Raw genomic sequence first — 18,805 nt, 5'->3', positions numbered from 1 at the left:
GAGGTTTCAGTGGAAGGATTGGCGGATCATGGCGGGATGATCCTCCCGCGGTGGCGCCCAGTCAACATCGGCGGGCGGCGGACGAGCCGCGCGCAGGCGTGGGATTATCGCTTGCGCCCGTACAGTTCCAGCCGGTGGTGGATGATGTCGTAGCCGAGCGCTTCGGCGATCTCGTTCTGCAATTGCTCTATGCGTTCGGACTTGAATTCGATGACGTCGCCGGTATCGAGATCGATCAAATGGTCGTGATGCTCGCCCTGCGCCTGCTCGAAACGCGACGGCCCGCCCTCGAAGGCGTGGCGATGGATGGCGCCTAGCCCTTCAAGCAGCTTGGTCGTGCGATAGACGGTTGAAAGCGAAATGCCGGGATCGACGGCCGAAGCGCGGCGGAAGATCTCCAGCGCATCGGGATGATCGTCGGTGCCCGCCAATATATCCACGATGACGCGGCGCGGGCGCGTGATGCGCACGCCTGCCTTGCGCAGCATTTTCTCGTAATCGGGCTTCTGATTCTTCTTTCCGGCCATGGCGCGACTATGCGCCAGATGACAATCAGTTGCAAAGAGGGGGAGGGCAATCCCTGTGGGAGAAGGATGGCCAAGCCGTGGTAGGATAAAGGTTCCTCACGCCGCGAAGTGGGGCGAGGGCCAAGTGGCGAAGGGCTCAATTTTCTTCGCACCCCCCTCTGTCCTGCCGGACATCTCCCCCTCGAGGGGAGATCACGCTGTCGTCTGCGCGGTGGTTCCTCCCAGGCTGAAACGCCGCTACCGGCATTTTCTTTTTGCAAACGATTTGCAATTGCATTGACAACCGGCAGGCGCCACTTTATCTGGAGGCGGAATGGCACCCATCCAACTCGTTTTCAGACAGGATTCCCGTGACCCGCCTTCGAATTTTCCTTGCCCTGATGTTTTCCCTGATGCTGGCCGCATGTTCCGCCGAGAGCGGTGCCGCCGATAACGCCAAGCTCAATGTCGTCACCACCTTCACGGTGATCGCCGATATCGCCCGCAACGTCGCCGGCGATGCCGCCACGGTGGAGTCGATCACCAAGCCCAATGCCGAGATCCACAACTACCAGCCGACGCCGGGCGACCTGATCAAGGCGCAGAAGGCCGACCTCATCTTGTGGAACGGGCTCAATCTGGAACTGTGGTTCGAGAAATTCTTCGCTAATCTGAGTGAGGTGCCGGGCGTCGTCGTCTCTGAGGGCGTCGAGCCGATGGGGATCGCCGAAGGTCCCTATACCGGCAAGCCGAACCCGCATGCCTGGATGTCGCCGCAAGCAGCCCTGATCTATGTCGAGAATATCCGCAAGGCCTTTGCCGCGCAGGACCCGGACAATGCCGAGGTCTATGCCAGGAACGCCGCCGCCTATTCGGAAAAGATCAAGGCGACGATCGAGCCGATCCGCGCCGAGATCACGACCATTCCCGAGGAGCGGCGCTGGCTGGTGACGAGCGAGGGGGCATTCTCCTATCTGGCGCGCGATTTCGGTCTCAAGGAGCTTTATCTGTGGCCGATCAACGCCGACCAGCAGGGTACGCCGCAGCAGGTGCGCAAGGTGATCGACGCGGTGAACGCACATAATATTCCGGCGGTGTTTTCCGAAAGCACGGTTTCGGCAGCCCCGGCCGAGCAAGTGGCGCGCGAGACCGGCGCCAAATATGGCGGAGTGCTCTATGTCGACTCGCTGAGCGATGCAGGAGGGCCGGTGCCGACCTATCTCGACCTTTTGCGCGTCACCACCGAGACCATCACCAAGGCGTTGGTCCAATGAATCTCGCCGTACCGCACGCCCCCGTGAACGGTGCCGAGGGCAGCGGCCTGCGCGTCGACAACATCACGGTCGCCTATCGCAACGGCCACACCGCGCTGCGCAATGCCAGCTTCGCCATCCCCACCGGCACCATCACCGCGCTGGTCGGGGTCAACGGCAGCGGCAAGTCGACCCTGTTCAAGTCGATCATGGGCTTCGTGCCGCTGGCGGCGGGCAAGGTCGAGATTTTCAACGAGCCGGCGGCGAAAGCATTGAAGCGCAATGCGGTAGCCTATGTGCCGCAAAGCGAGGATGTCGACTGGAATTTCCCGGTTCTGGTCGAGGACGTGGTGATGATGGGCCGCTACGGCCACATGAATTTCCTGCGCATGACCAGGGCCATCGACCGCCAGGCCGTGGAAGAGGCGCTGGAGCGGGTCGGCATGACAGACTATCGCAAGCGCCAGATCGGCGAGCTTTCCGGCGGCCAGAAGAAGCGCGTGTTTTTGGCCCGCGCACTGGCGCAGGAGGGCAAGATGATCCTGCTCGACGAGCCCTTCACCGGTGTAGATGTGCGCACCGAGGAAGCGATCATCGCGCTGCTGCAGGATCTGCGCGCAGAAGGTCGGGTGATGCTGGTTTCCACCCACAATCTCGGCAGCGTGCCGCGCTTTTGCGACCGGGCGGTGCTGATCAACCGCACAGTGCTTGCCGCCGGACCAACGCAGGAGGTCTTCACCCAGGCCAATCTGGAAAAGGCCTTCGGCGGCGTCTTGCGGCAGTTCGTGCTCGGCGGGGCGGAACTTCACGCCGACGCCGACCCGCGCACCGTCACCGTGCTCAGCGACGACGAGCATCCCTTCGTCATCTATGGCAATGGCGACGAGGTGCACGAGGCGAAGCGCGGCGGAAAGGCGAAGAAATGATCGCCACGCTGACCGAGCCCTTCGCCTATGGCTATATGCTCAACGCCATGTGGGTTTCGGCCCTCGTTGGCGGGGTCTGCGCCTTCCTGTCGGCCTATCTGATGCTGAAGGGCTGGTCGCTGATAGGCGACGCGCTCTCGCATTCCATCGTGCCGGGCGTGGCGGGCGCCTATATGCTGGGCCTGCCCTTCGCCCTGGGTGCGTTCCTTTCGGGCGGGCTGGCGGCGGGGGCGATGCTGTTCCTCAACCAGCGCACGCGGCTGAAGGAAGACGCCATCATCGGGCTGATCTTCACCTCCTTCTTCGGGCTTGGCCTGTTCATGATCTCGCTGTCGCCGGCCTCGGTGAACATCCAGACCATCGTGCTCGGCAATATCCTTGCCATCACGCCGGGCGACACGCTGCAACTTGTCATCATCGGCGGCGTGTCGCTGGCGATATTGCTGGCCAAGTGGAAGGATCTGATGGTCGCCTTCTTCGACGAGAACCATGCCCGCTCGATCGGGCTCAATCCGGACCGCCTGAAGGTGCTGTTCTTCACGCTGCTGGCAGCCTCGACGGTTGCGGCGCTGCAGACCGTGGGCGCCTTCCTGGTGATCGCCATGGTGGTGACGCCGGGCGCCACCGCCTATCTTTTGACGGATCGCTTTCCGCGGCTGATTGCAATCAGCGTGGCGATTGGCGCGCTGACCAGCCTTACCGGCGCCTATAGCAGCTATTTCCTCGACGGCGCCACCGGCGGCATCATCGTGGTGCTGCAGACGCTGATCTTCCTAGCCGCCTTCGTATTTGCGCCCAAGCACGGCATGTTGGCCTCGCGCCGCCGGGCGCGCGAAGCCCTGGAGGCAGGGCTGTGATCGAAACCCTGCTCCTACCCTTCACCTTTCCGTTCATGCAGCAAGCCTTCGTCATCGCCGTGCTGGTGGCGGTGCCGATGGCGCTGCTTTCCTGCTTCCTGGTGCTGAAGGGCTGGTCGCTGATGGGCGACGCCATCAGCCATGCGGTGCTGCCGGGCGTGGTGCTGGCCTATATTGCCGGGCTGCCGCTCGCCACCGGCGCCTTCGCGGCCGGCATGGTCTGCGCGCTCGCTACCGGCTTCCTGAAGGAAAACAGCCGCATCAAGCAGGACACGGTAATGGGCATCGTGTTTTCGGGCATGTTTGGCCTCGGCATCGTGCTCTACACCAAGATCGAGACCGACGTGCATCTCGACCACATATTGTTCGGCGACATGCTCGGCCTGACCTGGGGCGATGTTGCCCAGAGCGGCATCATCGCGGCAATCGTGGCGGGCGCGATCGGCATTTTCCGGCGCGACCTGCTGCTGCACGCCTTCGACCCGCAGCATGCGCAGGCGATCGGCCTGCCGGTGCGCCTTCTGCATTACGGGCTCCTGGCGATATTGTCGCTGGCCATCGTCGGCGCGCTGAAGGCGGTCGGCATCATCATTGCCATCGCTATGCTGATTGCGCCCGGCGCCATCGCCTTCCTGCTCACCAACCGTTTCGAGCGCATGCTGCTTGCGGCGGTGGCGATTGCGGTGACGGCCTCGTTGCTCGGCGTCTATCTGAGCTTCTTCATCGATTCGGCGCCGGCGCCGACCATCGTGCTTTTGATGAGCATCGGTTTCGTGGCGGCCTTCTTCCATTCGCGGGCAAAGATCGCGCGGGCGGAGCGTGCCTCAGGCGCTGCTTGAGACGGCAGAGACCTGCCTGCCGCCGATCCAGACGCCGCGCACTTGGCTGGAATGCGGGCGGCAGCGTCAGCCATTGGTGCCCTCGCTACTTGTATTGACGAGGCGCGCCGCCCTGACCGCAGTCTGCCAAACGGCCGAATGGCCATGGAGAGAAGACGCCGAGCTTGCTAGCCCGCAACAAAAAGGCCGGCGCTCGATAAGGTCAGAGCGCCGGCCCAGGGGGGAAGGAGTGTCAGAGCAGGCGGGCCGTATTCCGGCCGCCAGCTCGATCTCCACTGCATCATGATCCCGAATGCACTGCTGGCGTCCAGGATCGCGCCATTCAGCCCAGCGGATGGTGGATGGCGATGTTCTTGATCTGCTGATAGGCGCCGAGCGCCTCCAGGCCCTTTTCGCGGCCGAAGCCGGACAGCTTGTAGCCGCCGAAGGGGAACTCCACGTCGAGACCGACGCCGAAGGAGTTGATCCAGACCTGGCCGACGCGCAGCTTCTCGCCGACGCCGAGCGCCTTGTTGATGTTGGAGGTGTGGATGCCGGCGACCAGGCCGAAGGGCGAGTCATTGGCACCGGCGACAGCTTCCTCGGCGGTGTCGAAGGGGATCACCGTCAGGACCGGGCCGAAGATCTCCTCGCGGGCGATCTGGGTGTCGTTGCTGGCGCCGACCACCAGGGCCGGGCGCACGAAGGCGCCATTGGCGAGTTCGGGCGACGTCGGCACATCGGCGCCGAGCAGCAGTTCGCCGTCCTTGCGCGCGATCTCGAAATAGCGCTCGACATCCGCCTTCTGCGCCTTGCCGATGAGCGGGCCCATGTCGGGATCGTCGACGCCGGCGCCGAGGTTCATCGCCTTGATGCGGGCATGCAGCCTGTCCACGACATCGTCATGGATCGAGCGCTCGACGAACAGGCGCGTGCCTGCGTTGCAGACCTGGCCGCAATGGGTGAGGAAGCCGCCGGCGATGATCGGCAGCGACTTGTCGAGGTCGGCATCGGCAAACAGGATCTGGGGCGACTTGCCGCCGAGTTCCATGTTGCAGGGGATGGCGTGCGAGGCGGCGGCGACCAGCACGCGCTCGCCGGTCGGCACTGAGCCGGTAAAGGTGATCTGGTCGACGCCCTTGTGCTTGGCCAGAAGATCGCCGGCGACCGAACCGCGGCCATTGACGAGATTGACCAGGCCATCAGGCAGGCCGGCCTCCTGGCAGATCTTGACGAATTCGTAAGCCGTGACGGGCGTATCGGCCGACGGCTTGATGATGACGGCGCAACCGGCGGCAAGGGCGGGCGCCACGCCGCGGGCGATGAGCTGGAACGGATAGTTCCACGGAATGATGTGCAGGCTGACGCCGATCGGCTCCTTGACGGTCCAGTCCGACCAGTCGGGGCCGAGCGGGATGGATGCGCCGTGCAGCTTGTCGCAAGCGCCGCCGTAGAATTCGAAGAAGCGCGCCGAGCAGTCGACTTCCCAATAGGAGTCGCGCAGCGGCTTGCCGCTGTCCATGCTTTCCTTGCGGGCGATCTCGTCACGCTTCTGAAGCATCAATTCGCCAATGCGGTGCAGGATGCGGCCGCGCTCAAAGGGGCGCATGCGCCGCCACGGGCCATTGTCGAAGGCCTCGCGCGCGGCGGCCACCGCCATGTCGACCTCGGCGGCACCCGCGCGGGCGAATTCGGCCACGACCTGCCCGGTTGCGGGATCGATGGACTGGCCGACGCCGTCCGAGCCCTCGCTCAAAACCTTGTTGCCGACGACGATGGGAATAAGGACGCGTTCGCTCACGACTTTGTCTCCGGTGATTGGGGCATCTGACGCTATGCCGGGGAATGACTACCGACTAATGTTGTATGCAAATCAAAAAAGATTGTCTACATAAATTGACAATGTGCTTACACGTTGGTAGCCAGAATCCAACTCAGAATGGGGAGTGTTTGCCAGATGGAACTTGGTTTGAAGGGTAGGCGCGCACTGGTGACGGCGGCGTCGCGCGGCTTGGGGAGGGCATCTGCCCTTGCGCTTGCCGCCGAAGGCGCCCGGGTGGCGGTTGCCGGTCGCAACAAGGCTGCGATGCAGGACCTCCTGGCCGAGTTGAAGCAGGCCGGCGCCGCCGATGCCATCGCCGTGCAGATGGACCTCACCGACCGCGCGACGCTGAAGCCAGCGGTGGACGAGGTGGTGGCCAAGTTCGGTGGCCTCGACATTTTCGTCGGCAATACGGGCGGCCCGGAGGCGGGGCCTTTCCTCAGCGTTTCGCGCGAGGGGTGGGAGCGGGCGCTCAATGAAAGCCTGCTGCCGCTGGTCGATCTCTCGCATGCCGTGCTGCCGCATATGCAGGCAGGCAAGTGGGGGCGCATCATCTTCGTCACCACCGTCGGCGTGAAGGTGGTTCAGCCCAATATGGTGCTGTCGGATTCGGTTCGCCTTGCCGTGGTCGGCCTGGCGAAGTCGCTTTCCATCGAATTCGCCCATGAGGGCATCATGGTCAACTGCCTGTGCCCCGGTCCGTTCGCGACCGACCGCATGGAATATCTTGTCAAATCCAGCATGGAAATCGAAGGCCTCGACCGGGCCGCGGCCGAGAAGCTGTGGCTTGAGGAAGTGCCTGCTGGAAAGTTCGGCAACCCAGATGATTTCGGCGCGATGGTCGCCATGCTCGCATCCGAGCGGGCCGGTTTCATAACCGGCACAGCCATCGCACTCGATGGAGGAAAGTCTCGTGCATACTGATAACAAGCCCATGAAGAACGAAGGCATGGATGGCGGCGGCGCCATCGTTGCCTGGCTGAAGAGTGCCGGCGTCGAGAACGTATTTTCGGTCTCGGGCGGCCCCATCAATTCGATCTACCGCGCCTGTGCCCTCCAGGGCCTGCCGCTGATCCATGCCCGCCATGAGGCGGCGGCCTGCTTCATGGCCGAGGCGCAGTCGCGCGTGACCGGTAAGGCCGGCGCAGCGGTTGTCACGCTGGGGCCGGGCGTCACCAATGCGGTGACCCCCGGCCTGGTCTCGATGCTCGCCGGAACGCCCATCCTCATCGTCGGCGCGCAGGCCGGCACCAAGTCGGCCGACCGTGGTGCCGGCATGGCCTATGACGTGCTGCCGATCATGAAGAACGTGACCAAATGGGCGGCGCGCTGCACCGATCCGAACCGGTTGCAGGAGTATCTCGACATGGCCTGGCGCAAGATGTGGGCCGGGCGCCCCGGACCGGTATTCCTCGAAGTGCCGACGGACATATTGTCGATGCCGCTTAAGGCAGAGGCGACCGGAACCTGCCCGCCGCTGCCGGGTGCTGCCGGCGTGTTGGCAGCGCAGGCGGACGAAGCCCGCAAGCTGCTGTCGGGCGCGAAGAAGCCGCTGCTGATCCTCGGTGACGAGCTGTTCTTCAATCGGTCCGAGCGTCTGGTCGAGGCGATCGAGAAGCATGATCTGGCCTTCGCCACGATGCGGCTAGCGCGCGGCATCGTCGATGAGCGTCATCCGCGTTGGATGGGCCCGGCCTATGCGCCGTGCAACGCCACGCTGCGGCGGGCGATGGCTGAAGCCGACTGCATCATGCTGCTTGGCCATCACTTCGAATTCGACCTCGAATTCGGCGACACCGTCGGTGCCGGCGCGCGCATCATCCAGGTCTGCTCGGACCAGGAGCTGCTGCATCGCAACAAGCGTTCGGACATCGCCATTACGGCAACGCCTTCGGCCTTCGTCGAGATCCTTGCCGACCTGCCGGAACTCAATACCGACAAGGGCTGGAGCAACGGCCTGATCGAAGCGTGGAACAAGGAGCGCGCCGCGCAGCTCGGCGAGGGCGATGCCGCCGGCCTCCATCCGATCGCCGCGGTCGATGCGGTGAGCGAGGCTGCCCCGGACAACACCATCTATGTGACCTCGCATGGCAATATCGACTTCTGGGCGGATGCGCGCCTGCGCATTTCCGCGCCCGGCCGCTATCTGCGCGCCGGCCAGTCGGGTGCGCTCGGCGCCGAGGTGCCTTACGGCGCCGGCGCCAGCTTTGCCGACCCAAATGCGCCGGTGGTGGTGTTCGTCGGCGACGGCGGTGTGGGCTTCCATGTCGCCGAACTCGATACGGCCGAGCGTTACGGCCGCGCCTTCATCATCATGGTGCTCGACGACGAGATGTGGGGTGCCATCGCCCTGCCGCAGGAGCAGATATTCGGCGAGACCTATGAGATGAAGCTGCCGCGCCGCGACTGGACCAAGGTGGCGGAAGGGCTGGGCGGGCGCGGTTATTTCGCCCGCGATGCCGAAGAAATCAAGAAGGCGCTGGCCGACGCCATCGCCAGCGGCAAGCCGGCCATCATCCAGGTGCCGGTGCGCAGCGTCATCAGCCCTTACATGGCCTACATCTCCTAACCGGAAAGAAATCGAGGAAACGACATGAACATCTGGAAGAATGGCAATGCCACCGGCGTCACCCCGCCCAACCATTTCGGCGGTCTGAACGTGCTCGACATCGTGCCTTTCGCCGGCAGCAATTTCTGCGTGCAGGTTTCCAAGGCGCCGGTGGGCGGCGGCGGCGAACTGCACCACCATGACGACTGGTCGCAGGTGTTCTATGTCCTGGAGGGCCAGATGACCTTCGATACCGGCAAGGAACGCTTCACCCTGACAAAGGGCGAGTCGGTGCTGTTCGAGCCGGGCGACCCCCACTACACGATCAATGAGGGCAAGGACCAGAGCATGTGCATGGTGATCACCGTCAAGCAGTAATTGCCGACGGGGACTGTATGAACGACGCTTGCATCAAATCTGACAAGGATGCATCTAACATCAGGATGCGGCAGATCCGGGAGACAGCGGTGAGCGAAGTCATAGAAAGCGAAAGAGAGACCAGGCTGTCGGCCGACGGCCTGATCAGGCTTCTCGAGGACGACATCCTCAACAGTGTCCTGAAGCCGGGTGACCGGCTCGACGAGCAATCGCTGGCCCGACGCTTCGAGGTTTCGCGCACCCCCGTGCGCGAGGCCCTGCGCCACCTTGCATCGAGCGGGCTGATCGACATCCGCAAGAACCAGGGCGCGACGGTGAAGCGCCTGACCACCGCCGAACTCATCGAGATGTTCCAGGTGATGGCGGAGTATGAAGGGCTTTCGGCCCGGCTTTCGGCGCGGCGCATGACGACGGCCGAGATCGCCGAAATGCGCAACTGGAACGAGGAATGCAGGGTGCGGGCGGACAAGGAGGACCATGACGGGTTCTACGCCGCCAACAACATGTTCCACGAGGCGATCTTCCACGGCTCGCGCAACGAATTCCTGCAGGAAGAAAGCCGCAAGCTGCGCAACCGCCTCAATGCCTATCGCCGCCATATCACCACGCAGCCGCGGCGGATGCAGAAATCGGTTATCGAGCACGGCCGGATCGCCGATGCGATCGTCGCCGGCGACGAGGATACCGCCCACAGCCTGATGCGCCAGCATGTCGACCTGCTGGCCGGCACCGCAGCCGACGTGCTGCTGGCGCTGGAGAGCGAGACTACGGAATAAAGCTTTCAGTCCGAGGTAGGCTTGGAGCCTCTCCAGGTGCCGACAGGCTGGCTGCAGCATATGTCACCACCGCCCAGAGAGGAGAGTCCATGGGTAACCTGTTTGCTACCGAGGTCGCCGACGCAGATGTCCATCGGCGCGCCACCACCCGCTTTCGTGAGGCCGGCATCCGCCTGCCGAAGATAGCGGAGCTGGCGCGCCCGGAGACGATAGACACTTCCGTGAAGAAGGCGCTGGAAGCGATCGATCCGGATGAAGCCCATCCGCTCAATCTCTTTCGTGTCCACTGGCACAATGGCGCAGACCGCCGCCAGGCTGCCGAAACTCCCCTCCATCTGGTGCTGCCGCAGGAACTGACCGGTGTGCGCGCCAAGATCGTGGTCGCGCTCGGCGACCGCTTCCCGATGATCGGCGCCCATAAGGTGCTGGCCGCCTATGGCTGCCTGGTGCCCCGGCTTGTCACCGGCCAGTTCGACCTGGAAAACCAGAGAGCGGTATGGCCGTCCACCGGCAATTACTGTCGTGGCGGCGTGGCGATCTCGACCATACTCGGCGCGCGCAGCGTGGCCGTGCTGCCCGAAGGCATGAGCCGGGAGCGTTTCAGCTGGCTGGAGAAATGGGTGGCCGACAGGCGGGACATTGTGCGCACGCCAGGCAGCGAAAGCAACCTCAAGGAAATTTATGACGCTTGCCATGAACTGGCCAAGGACAAGCGCAACGTCATCCTCAACCAGTTCAGCGAGTTCGGCAATTACATCACCCACCGTGCGGTGACTGGCCCGGCGCTGGAGCGGGTGTTCAACGCCGTGCAGGCGGGCGGTAGACTGAAGGCACGCGCCTTCGTGGCGGCTTCCGGCTCGTCAGGCACGCTTGCCGCCGGCGACCATCTGAAGGAAAAGCTGGGCTGCCAGATCGCCGTGGTGGAAGCTACCGAATGCCCGACCCTGCTCAATAACGGCTATGGCGAGCACAATATCCAGGGTATCGGCGACAAGCATGTGCCGCTGATCCACAATGTGTTCAACACGGATTATGTGATCGGCGTTTCGGAGCGCGCGCCCGACAGCCTCAACCTGCTGTTCAACCTGCCGGCCGGCCGCGACTATCTGGCCAAACGCAAGAAGCTGACTGCAGAAACGATCGAGGCCTTCTCGCATCTCGGCCTGTCGTCGATCGCCAATATCGTGGCGGCGATCAAGCTGGCCAGATATCTCGATCTCGGCCCGGACGATGCGATCCTGACCGTCGCGACGGATGGCGCGGCGATGTATGAATCGCAATTGTCGAAGGTGCTGGACGCTTCCTTCGACGGCGCTTTCGATGCGCTGTCGGCGGCGGAAGTGTTCGGCGAACATCTGGCCGGGGCGGGCACCGACGCGCTGCTGGAGCTTTCTCGCGTGGAACGTGAGCGTATCTTCAATCTCGGCTATTACACCTGGGTCGAGCAGCAGGGCGTGTCGCTGGAGGATTTTGCCCGCCGCCGCGATCCGGCATTCTGGGACGGGCTGATGGCCATGGTCCCTGTCTGGGACAGGTTGATCGAGGAATTCAACGCGGCCGCCTGAGCACAGACGCGCAAGCGATAAGCAAAAAAGCCGGCGAGGGGAAACCTTCGCCGGCTTTTTCATTCGGATGCGAAACGGCTCAGGCCGTTTCGCGGATATGTTGCGAGAGCTTCCACACCGCATTGGTGTTGAGCGGCGTTTCGGCCACGCCGGTACCGAGCGCATTGCCCACCGCATTGGCGATCGCGGCCGCCGGGCCGATCGCGCCACCCTCGCCCAAGCCCTTGGCGCCGAGCGGCGTCAGCGGGGTCGGGGTCTCGATATGGTGGACCTCGATATTGGGGATTTCGGGCGCCAGCGGCATCAGATAGTCGGCGAAATTCGTCGTCAGCGGCTGGCATTCCGAATCATAGATGAAATGCTCCAGCATTGCCGAACCGATGCCCTGGACGACGCCGCCGCGTACCTGGCCATCCACAACCAGCGGGTTGAGCATGGTGCCGCAATCCTCGATGACGACAAAGCGGCGCAGCTTTGTCTTGCCGGTCAGAATGTCGATTTCGACAACGGCGGCATGGACGGCATTTGCGTAGGTTCCGTCGCGAGGGCCGTCGCAGCTTGCATGGGCTTCCAGACCCGGCGTCATGCCGTCCGGCATCTGCTCGACATTGCGCTGCGCGATGCGGGCGATCTTCTTGATCTCGATGAAGCTGCCGGGATTGTCGCGGACCTGCGCGCGGCCGTCGACCAGGTCGATCTGGTCCGGTTTGGACTGCAGCAGATGGGCGGCAATAGTGCGCAGCTTGTCGGCGATGCGGGTGGCGGCGATATGCACGGCGCCGCCGCCCAGCGCGCCGCCGCGGCTGCCCCACGTGCCGACAGAATAGGGCGTCGTCATCGTGTCGCCGTGGCGGACATAGACGTTTTCCGGCTTCATGCCGAGCGCATCGGCGGCGACCTGCGCCATGGTGGTCTCGAGGCCCTGGCCATGGCTCTGCAGGCCCAGATCGATGGTGATCTCACCATCGGGCGACATGTCGACCCGCGCGGCGATGTAGCCGGTCTCGATGGGTGTGCGGCGGCGGGTGAAGTCGGGCGTGCCATGGGCGGTCTGCTCGATGAAGCAGGCGATGCCGACGCCGACGCGCCGGGTAGCAGAGCTTTTGGAGACTTCCGCCTCGGCGATGTCCTCGGCCAGAAGCTCGCGCATCTGTTCGAGCGACTGGGCATAGGAGCCCTCGTCATAGGTAAAGCCGAGCACGTTCTTGTAAGGGAATTGGCGGATGATGTTCTTCAGCCGGAACTCGAACGGGTCGATCCCCAGTTCGGCGGCGATGTCGTCCATCAGCCGTTCCTGCGAGAACACCGCCGAAGGACGCGCCACGCCGCGATAGGTGCCGATGGCGCATTTGTTGGTTGCCACCGCCCGGAAGGTCGCCTCATAGGCCTGGAAGTCATAGGGGCCGGGCAGCACCTTGCCTACCATGCCGGGCTCGCCGGCGGAGGTGAAGGGATAGGTTGAATAGGCGCCGTTATCGACGGTGATGTCGGCCTTGAGGCCGAGCAGGCGGCCGTCGGCCGAGACATAGGCCTCCAGCGTGTGCTCATGGTCGCGGGCATGGATGGAGGCGATCAGATGCTCGCGGCGGTCCTCGATCCACTTGACCGGGCGGCCGGTCTTCATGGCAAGCCACGCAATCAGGATCTCGTCGGCATAGACCTGGCCCTTGACGCCGAACCCTCCGCCGACATCGGGGGCAACCACACGGATGCGCGATTCCGGCAGGCCGAGTTCCTCGGAAATATAGGTGCGCACCAGATGCGGCATCTGGGTGGACGACCAGACGGTCAAAACCCGGTCGGCCGGATTGTAATGGGCAACGACGCCACGGCCCTCCATCGGCACACCGGCCTGACGCTGGGTACGGTAGGTGCGGGTGATGATATGGGCGGCGGCGGCCCTGGCGGCAGCGAGGTCGCCACCCTTCATCTGGCGCTCGACGATGACATTGCCCTTCCAGCCATCGAAGAGCGGCGGCATCTCGGGATCGCGCGCCTGCTCCATGGTGCCGACGACGGGGAGCGGGTCATAGTCGACGAAGACCAGCTCGGCGGCGTCCTCGGCCTTATAGGGGTCTTCGGCCAGAATGACCGCGACCGGCTCGCCGACAAAACGCACCTTTCCTTCAGCCAGGAAGGGCTGTTCGGAATATTGCATCTCCGGAACGTCCTGATGCGCCTTCATCGACAGGCCGGCGGTGTCCTTGCCGGTGAACACCCAGGTCGGGAAGTCGAGATCGGCGAGCGCCGAGGTGTCGATGTCGAGAATGGTGGCATGCGCGGTTTCGGCGCGCAGGAAATTCAGATGCAGCATGTTGGGCAGCACGATGTCGTCGATGTAACGAGCCGTGCCCGAAAGCAGCCTGGTGTCTTCAAAGCGCTGGATGCGCGCGCCGATAAATTTGGGTCTCTCCGCCTTCATGTCATGCTGCTCCCGCGTCCAGGCCCACCGTGACCGCCTTGCGGACGGCGGCGACGATGCCCTGATATCCAGTGCAACGGCAGATATTGCCGCTCATGGCTTCCCTGATCTCTCCCTCTTCGGGCATGCGCTTTTGCGCCACCATCTCCTCGACGAAGGGCGCCAGCGTCATCAGGAAGCCGGGTGTGCAGTAGCCGCATTGCAGCCCGTGCTCGCTCTTGAAGGCCTGTTGCAGCACATGATCCGCTTCCGACCCGCCGAGGCTCTCGACCGTGCGGATGGAGGCGCCGTCGCATTGCACCGCGAAGGTGAGGCAGGACAGGCGCGGCGTGCCGTCCAGATGCACCGTGCAGCAACCGCAGGCGCCGTGGGCGCAGCCGATATGGACGCCGGACATGCCGAATTCATGGCGCAGGACGTCGGCGAGCAACCGCCGGGGCTCGACGCTGAGCGTCTTGCTCGCGCCGTTCACTTCAAGAGTAATGTCGATCATGATTTATCCAGCGCTCTGGTGCAGGCCGCCTCGATGGCGCGGCGCGTAAGTTCGGCAATCAGCCCGCGGCGATAGTCGGCCGAGGCGATGTGGTCGTCGACCGGATCGATCGAGGCGGCGAAGATGCGTCCGGCCTCGGCTGCACCGGGGTCGGCCAGCGCCTTGCCGACGAGGAATTCCTCGATCTCGGGCGCGCGGATCGGGAACAGGTCGGCGCCCGAGCACACCATTGCCGCCTTGCCGATCTTGCCGCCGGCAAATTGCAGCGTGATGCCGATCGATGCGGTGCCGAAATCGCCGCTGCGCTCGCTTTGCTCGATGAAGCTTCCGGTAGAGGCCGAAGGCGGCAGCGGAAATTCCAGCGCCACGACCATCTCGCCGGGTTCGATCGCCGTGACATAGGCGCTGAGGAAGAACTCGACGGCCTTGATCTTGCGCGTGCCTTGAACCGAACGCACTACGATGTCGGCGTCGTGCAGCACGGCCACCGCCGGCAGTTCAGCCGTGGGATCGGCATGCGAGATGCTGCCTCCGATCGAACCGTTCCGGCGGATCGTCGGGTGGCCGATATAATGAACGGCATCGAGGAAGGCCGGGAAGTGCCGGGCGATCAGCGGATCGTTGAAATAGGCCTCGTGACGGGTAAGCGCGCCGATGCGCAGCACCTGCCCGTCGATCTCGATGCCGCCGAGCGGAAGCCGGTTGATGTCGACCAGGTGGCCGGGGCGGGCCAGCCGGAAATTCATCATCGGCACCAGGCTCTGTCCGCCGGCAATGGGACGTCCCTCCTCGCCGAATTCATGGAGGAGTTCGAGCGCGTGGTCGAGCGACGTTGCGCGGTGGTACTCGAATGATGCAGGTCTCATCGGTTCCTCTCAGTCAAAGACGAAGACCCGATCGTGCCGTCGCCCTCAATCTGCCCCATGCGGCAGTGCCGCAGCATCGGCAACCTAGTCGAGACCGTATTTGTATGCAATGGAAAAAAAATTGTAGACAAACATGATTGCCGCGCATTAGATGCACGGTGCCGGGCATGGGGCACCCCTTGCGAAGGTGAGGTAGTCTAGCTGGCGTGGCCGCGGCTGCGCCGATGGGAGAGAGAAATAATGTTTGCGATGAGAAGCTTTTCGCAGGGCTGCGGGGCGCTTGCCCTGGGATTTGCCCTGTTCGGCAGCGCTGCGGCCTATGCGCAGGAGACGGTGACGCTCAAGATGGTCGGCGCATGGGCGCCCTCGGTGTCTCCAATGGCCGAGACCGGCCATCATTTCATGAAGGCCGTCGAGCGTCTGTCGGAAGGGCAGATCAAGATTCAATATATGGGCGCGGAAGACGTGCTGCCGCCCTTCGATCAGCCGGAGGCGCTGGTCAATGGCGTGTTCGACGTCTGGTATGGCGCGCCGAACTACTGGGCCGGCATCATTCCCGGCGGCTATGTCACCGAACTCTCGCAGCATCCGGTCCCCGATAACGGACCCGGCTCTGAACTCTTCGATTTCATGGTCAAGATGTATGCCGAGCACGGCGTGCGCTATCTGGGCCATTATACCGGCAAGCCGGGGGTTGGATCGCATTTCCTGATTTCGCAAAAGGCAATCAAGGGAATCGAGGACATCGAGGGCATCAAGCTGCGCGTGCCGCCGCTGACCCGTTATTTCGTCCAGTCGGCGAAGGCTGAATCGATCACCCTGCCGCCTTCGGAAATCTTCCTGGCCATGGATCGTGGCACCGTTGACGGCTTCACCTGGCCGATCTCCGATGGCTTCACCAATTATGGCTGGCAGAGCGTCAGCAAATATCTGATCGATCAGCCCATGTACCGCTCCGGGACCGGCATCGAGATGAACCTCGCCAAATGGGACAGCCTGTCGCCCGAGCATCAGGAGATCATCCTGAAGGCTGTCGCCGAGACGCAGGCCTGGACGCATGACTGGCTCGACCAGAACCAGAGCGAGCATCTGACCAAGATGAAGGAAGCCGGCATGCAGGTCGTCGAGATTGCCGACGACAAGAAGGATGCCTGGCGTGATGTGGCCCAGGAGTCGCTGTGGACCTATCTGCAGGGCGTGATGCCGGCTGAGCAGTTTGCCGACGCTGAAAGGCTTCTGGAACGCAAGAAGTAACTGGCTGGCGCCGCCCCCATCCCTGGTGGGGCGGCGGCTGCTTCTTCATATCCCGGAGAAGTTTTTGCGCCCCATAGACGTGAAACCTATGGGCGGTCGCCGGGCCGGACTGGGCCTCAAAATGCGGAACTTGGAGCAGGTTGATGGCCGTTCGACCGCCTGCGGTCACGGCCGATAAGGGTGTCGGAAGAGACGCCGGGCTCCTGTCGTTCCGCTTCCAAAGAAAACAGGCAGGGCACCCATATGAGCAAACTCGAACGCTCATTCGATTTCATACTCAATCTATTCGCCGGCATCGCCGCCGTGTTGCTGGTCGTGATGATGCTGGCAACCGTCCTGAAGGTGGTGCTCAGGGCACTGTTCAACCACGGCATCCTTGGCATCGACCAGATCAGCGGGACGATGATGGTCTATATCACCTTCCTCGGCGCCGCATGGGTGCTGCGTCGCGACGGCCATGTCTCCGTCGATATACTCACCGCCAATCTGCGGCCGCAGGCGCAGCGCATGGTGATGTTCGTCAGTTCGCTGATCGGCGCTGCTGTGTGCTTCGTGCTGACATGGTTCGGCACCACGGCTGTCCTGCTCTCGCTGCAGCGCGGCATCGTCGTTGCCGCTGAACTCGAGATTCCGCGAGCCGTCAATCTCTGGGTGATCCCGCTGGGATGCCTGCTTCTCGGTTTTGAATTCCTGCGACGCGCGGTGCGCTTCCGCCGGGGCGATGCCGTGATTTCCGACACCCCGCGCCTGGAGGCCTGAGCATCATGATCTGGTGGCAATTCCTTCTGCTTTTCTTTGCCGGCCTCGGCGTGCTGATGGTCATCGGCCTGCCGGTCGCCATCGCCTTCCTGCTGGTCAACTTGGCTGGCGTCTTCTACCTCTGGGGCGGCGTTTCCGGCTTCAACCAGCTCATCTTAAGCATCGACAGCTCGATCTCGACATTCGTGCTGGTGCCGGTGCCGATGTTCATCCTGATGGGCGCGATCATGTTCCATTCGGGTATTGCCCAGCGGATGATCGAGGTGCTGGACCAGTGGCTGGGCTTCGTCGCCGGCCGGCTTTCGGTGCTGGCCATCGGCGCCGGCGCGCTGCTCGGCACGCTCACCGGCATGGCGATGGGCTCGGTCGCTATGCTCGGCTCGACGCTGACGCCGGAGATGGAGCGGCGCGGCTACAGCAAATCCATGTCGATCGGGCCGATCCTGGCCAGCGGCGGCCTCGCTATCCTCATCCCGCCGAGCACGCTGGCGATCATCCTGGCGAGCCTCGGCGGCTTCTCGGTCGCCAAGATCCTGATCGGCATCATCGTGCCGGGCATTCTTCTGGCGATATTGTGCATCGGCTATATCGTCATCCGCGCGTCGCTGCGGCCGGATGAGGCCCCGGCCTATGAAGCGCCGCATGTTCCGCTTGGGCAGCGCCTGCGCGATGCCGCCCTCTATCTGGTGCCGCCGATCTGCATCGTCTTCATGATCATCGGCCTGATCTTCTACGGCACCGCGACGCCGACGGAAGCAGCCGCAATCGGCACCTTCCTGACCTTCGTGCTGGCCATCCTCTATCGCAAGCTGAACTGGCAGGTCCTCGTGCAGGGCGTCGGCTCGGCAACGCAGCTTTCGGTGATGATCCTGATCATCCTGACGGGTTCGGCCGCCTTCAGCCAGCTGCTCAGCTTCTCGGGCGCCACCAGCGCGATCACCAACCTGGCAGGCGACCTGCCGGTGCATCCGTTGATCCTGCTCATCCTGATGCAGCTGATCGTGATGTTCCTGGGCATGTTCATCGAACAGACGTCGATCGTGCTGGTCACCATCCCGATCTTCCTGCCGATCGTCCATCAGATGGGCTGGGACCCGATCTGGTTCGGCATCATCATGATGGTCAATCTTGAAATGGCGACGATCACCCCACCCTTCGGCCTGTCGCTCTTCGTCATGAAGGGGATTGCCCCGAAGAACACCACCATGGGCGACATATACCGCGCCGCCGTGCCGTTCATCCTCATCAACATTCTTCTGATGGGGCTGATGATCGCCATGCCGGACATGGTGCTGTGGCTGCCCAACCAGATGAAGTGACTTGCGGCCGCGCGGCGGTAAAGCCGCGCGGCCTTATCCGCGACCGATATTATTGGAGTTGAAAATGACGACGCAGCGGCAGGCGATACTGGATACGATTGATCGGCACCGGGAGAAGGCGATCGAGTTTCTGCAAAAGATGGTTGCGATCCCGAGCGTGACGGGGGACGAGGCGGCGATCCAGGCCTTTGTGGCCGAGTACATGACGGGGATCGGGCTTGCGGTGGACATGTGGGAGACGGA

Annotated in this window: 17 protein-coding genes; 12 read left to right on the top strand and 5 right to left on the bottom strand. The window is 63.3% G+C overall.

Annotated features, from left to right (window positions below; all coding sequences use genetic code 11):
* Window positions 1–104 precede the first annotated feature (104 nt).
* Entirely contained in the window at window positions 105–527 is a 423-nt protein-coding gene (locus EET67_RS20515) for a Fur family transcriptional regulator (protein WP_128628080.1), read from the bottom strand.
* Between the two features lie 392 nt (window positions 528–919).
* Here EET67_RS20515 and EET67_RS20510 point away from each other — a divergent pair, with 392 nt between their 5' ends.
* Genes EET67_RS20510 through EET67_RS20495 form a run of 4 tightly spaced genes read left to right on the top strand, consistent with a single transcriptional unit; the run spans window position 920 to window position 4,381 of the window.
* Window positions 920–1,780, top strand: a complete 861-nt coding sequence (locus EET67_RS20510) for a metal ABC transporter substrate-binding protein (RefSeq protein ID WP_245451098.1) — start codon at window positions 920–922, stop codon at window positions 1,778–1,780.
* Window positions 1,777–2,685, top strand: a complete 909-nt coding sequence (locus tag EET67_RS20505) for a manganese/iron ABC transporter ATP-binding protein (protein ID WP_128628079.1) — start codon at window positions 1,777–1,779, stop codon at window positions 2,683–2,685. Before EET67_RS20510 ends, EET67_RS20505 begins: the two co-directional genes overlap by 4 nt.
* A complete protein-coding gene (locus tag EET67_RS20500) occupies window positions 2,682–3,542 on the top strand; it encodes a metal ABC transporter permease (protein ID WP_128628078.1) in 861 nt (286 codons plus the stop codon). The genes EET67_RS20505 and EET67_RS20500 overlap by 4 nt, the downstream gene beginning before the upstream one ends.
* Before the next feature lie 35 nt (window positions 3,543–3,577).
* On the top strand, window positions 3,578–4,381 hold the full coding sequence (locus EET67_RS20495) for a metal ABC transporter permease (RefSeq protein ID WP_128628155.1): 804 nt from the start codon (window positions 3,578–3,580) through the stop codon (window positions 4,379–4,381).
* Between the two features lie 322 nt (window positions 4,382–4,703).
* Here the strand turns inward: EET67_RS20495 and EET67_RS20490 are convergent, their stop codons facing one another.
* Window positions 4,704–6,161 (bottom strand): aldehyde dehydrogenase family protein, encoded by a 1,458-nt coding sequence (locus tag EET67_RS20490; protein ID WP_165899984.1) that lies wholly within the window; start codon window positions 6,159–6,161, stop codon window positions 4,704–4,706.
* 156 nt (window positions 6,162–6,317) lie between these two features.
* On the opposite strand from EET67_RS20490, the gene EET67_RS20485 reads away from it, so the two are divergent.
* The 5 genes from EET67_RS20485 to EET67_RS20465 all read left to right on the top strand — a co-directional run bounded on the left by EET67_RS20485 (window position 6,318) and on the right by EET67_RS20465 (window position 11,449).
* Complete coding sequence (locus EET67_RS20485; RefSeq protein WP_165899983.1) at window positions 6,318–7,106, top strand: SDR family oxidoreductase; 789 nt, start codon at window positions 6,318–6,320, stop codon at window positions 7,104–7,106.
* On the top strand, window positions 7,096–8,751 hold the full coding sequence (locus tag EET67_RS20480) for a thiamine pyrophosphate-binding protein (protein ID WP_165899982.1): 1,656 nt from the start codon (window positions 7,096–7,098) through the stop codon (window positions 8,749–8,751). Before EET67_RS20485 ends, EET67_RS20480 begins: the two co-directional genes overlap by 11 nt.
* Before the next feature lie 24 nt (window positions 8,752–8,775).
* On the top strand, window positions 8,776–9,108 hold the full coding sequence (locus EET67_RS20475) for a cupin domain-containing protein (RefSeq protein WP_128628074.1): 333 nt from the start codon (window positions 8,776–8,778) through the stop codon (window positions 9,106–9,108).
* 89 nt (window positions 9,109–9,197) lie between these two features.
* Entirely contained in the window at window positions 9,198–9,884 is a 687-nt protein-coding gene (locus EET67_RS20470; protein WP_210211146.1) for a GntR family transcriptional regulator, read from the top strand.
* Window positions 9,885–9,973: 89 nt separating this feature from the next.
* On the top strand, window positions 9,974–11,449 hold the full coding sequence (locus EET67_RS20465) for a pyridoxal-phosphate dependent enzyme (protein ID WP_128628072.1): 1,476 nt from the start codon (window positions 9,974–9,976) through the stop codon (window positions 11,447–11,449).
* 79 nt (window positions 11,450–11,528) lie between these two features.
* On the opposite strand, the gene EET67_RS20460 is transcribed toward EET67_RS20465, so the two are convergent.
* The 3 genes from EET67_RS20460 to EET67_RS20450 are packed head-to-tail and all read right to left on the bottom strand — an operon-like array spanning window position 11,529 to window position 15,230.
* Complete coding sequence (locus tag EET67_RS20460) at window positions 11,529–13,871, bottom strand: xanthine dehydrogenase family protein molybdopterin-binding subunit (protein ID WP_128628071.1); 2,343 nt, start codon at window positions 13,869–13,871, stop codon at window positions 11,529–11,531.
* A 1-nt stretch (window position 13,872) separates the two neighbouring features.
* On the bottom strand, window positions 13,873–14,364 hold the full coding sequence (locus EET67_RS20455) for a (2Fe-2S)-binding protein (RefSeq protein ID WP_165899981.1): 492 nt from the start codon (window positions 14,362–14,364) through the stop codon (window positions 13,873–13,875).
* Window positions 14,361–15,230, bottom strand: a complete 870-nt coding sequence (locus EET67_RS20450) for an FAD binding domain-containing protein (protein ID WP_128628069.1) — start codon at window positions 15,228–15,230, stop codon at window positions 14,361–14,363. The genes EET67_RS20455 and EET67_RS20450 overlap by 4 nt, the downstream gene beginning before the upstream one ends.
* A gap of 240 nt (window positions 15,231–15,470) precedes the next feature.
* Here EET67_RS20450 and dctP point away from each other — a divergent pair, with 240 nt between their 5' ends.
* From dctP to EET67_RS20435, 3 genes are all read left to right on the top strand, one after another.
* On the top strand, window positions 15,471–16,484 hold the full coding sequence (gene dctP, locus EET67_RS20445; RefSeq protein ID WP_128628068.1) for a TRAP transporter substrate-binding protein DctP: 1,014 nt from the start codon (window positions 15,471–15,473) through the stop codon (window positions 16,482–16,484).
* 243 nt (window positions 16,485–16,727) lie between these two features.
* Window positions 16,728–17,243, top strand: coding sequence for a TRAP transporter small permease (locus tag EET67_RS20440; protein ID WP_128628067.1), 516 nt, complete (start codon window positions 16,728–16,730; stop codon window positions 17,241–17,243).
* 5 nt (window positions 17,244–17,248) lie between these two features.
* Window positions 17,249–18,562, top strand: a complete 1,314-nt coding sequence (locus tag EET67_RS20435) for a TRAP transporter large permease (protein WP_128628066.1) — start codon at window positions 17,249–17,251, stop codon at window positions 18,560–18,562.
* The last annotated feature ends 243 nt before the right edge of the window (window positions 18,563–18,805 follow it).

Source organism: Borborobacter arsenicus (assembly GCF_003934165.1).
GTDB classification, from domain to species: domain Bacteria; phylum Pseudomonadota; class Alphaproteobacteria; order Rhizobiales; family Rhizobiaceae; genus Pseudaminobacter; species Pseudaminobacter arsenicus.
The sequence above is the reverse complement of the archived record's forward strand: the minus strand, read 5'-3'. Positions and strand labels throughout refer to the sequence as shown.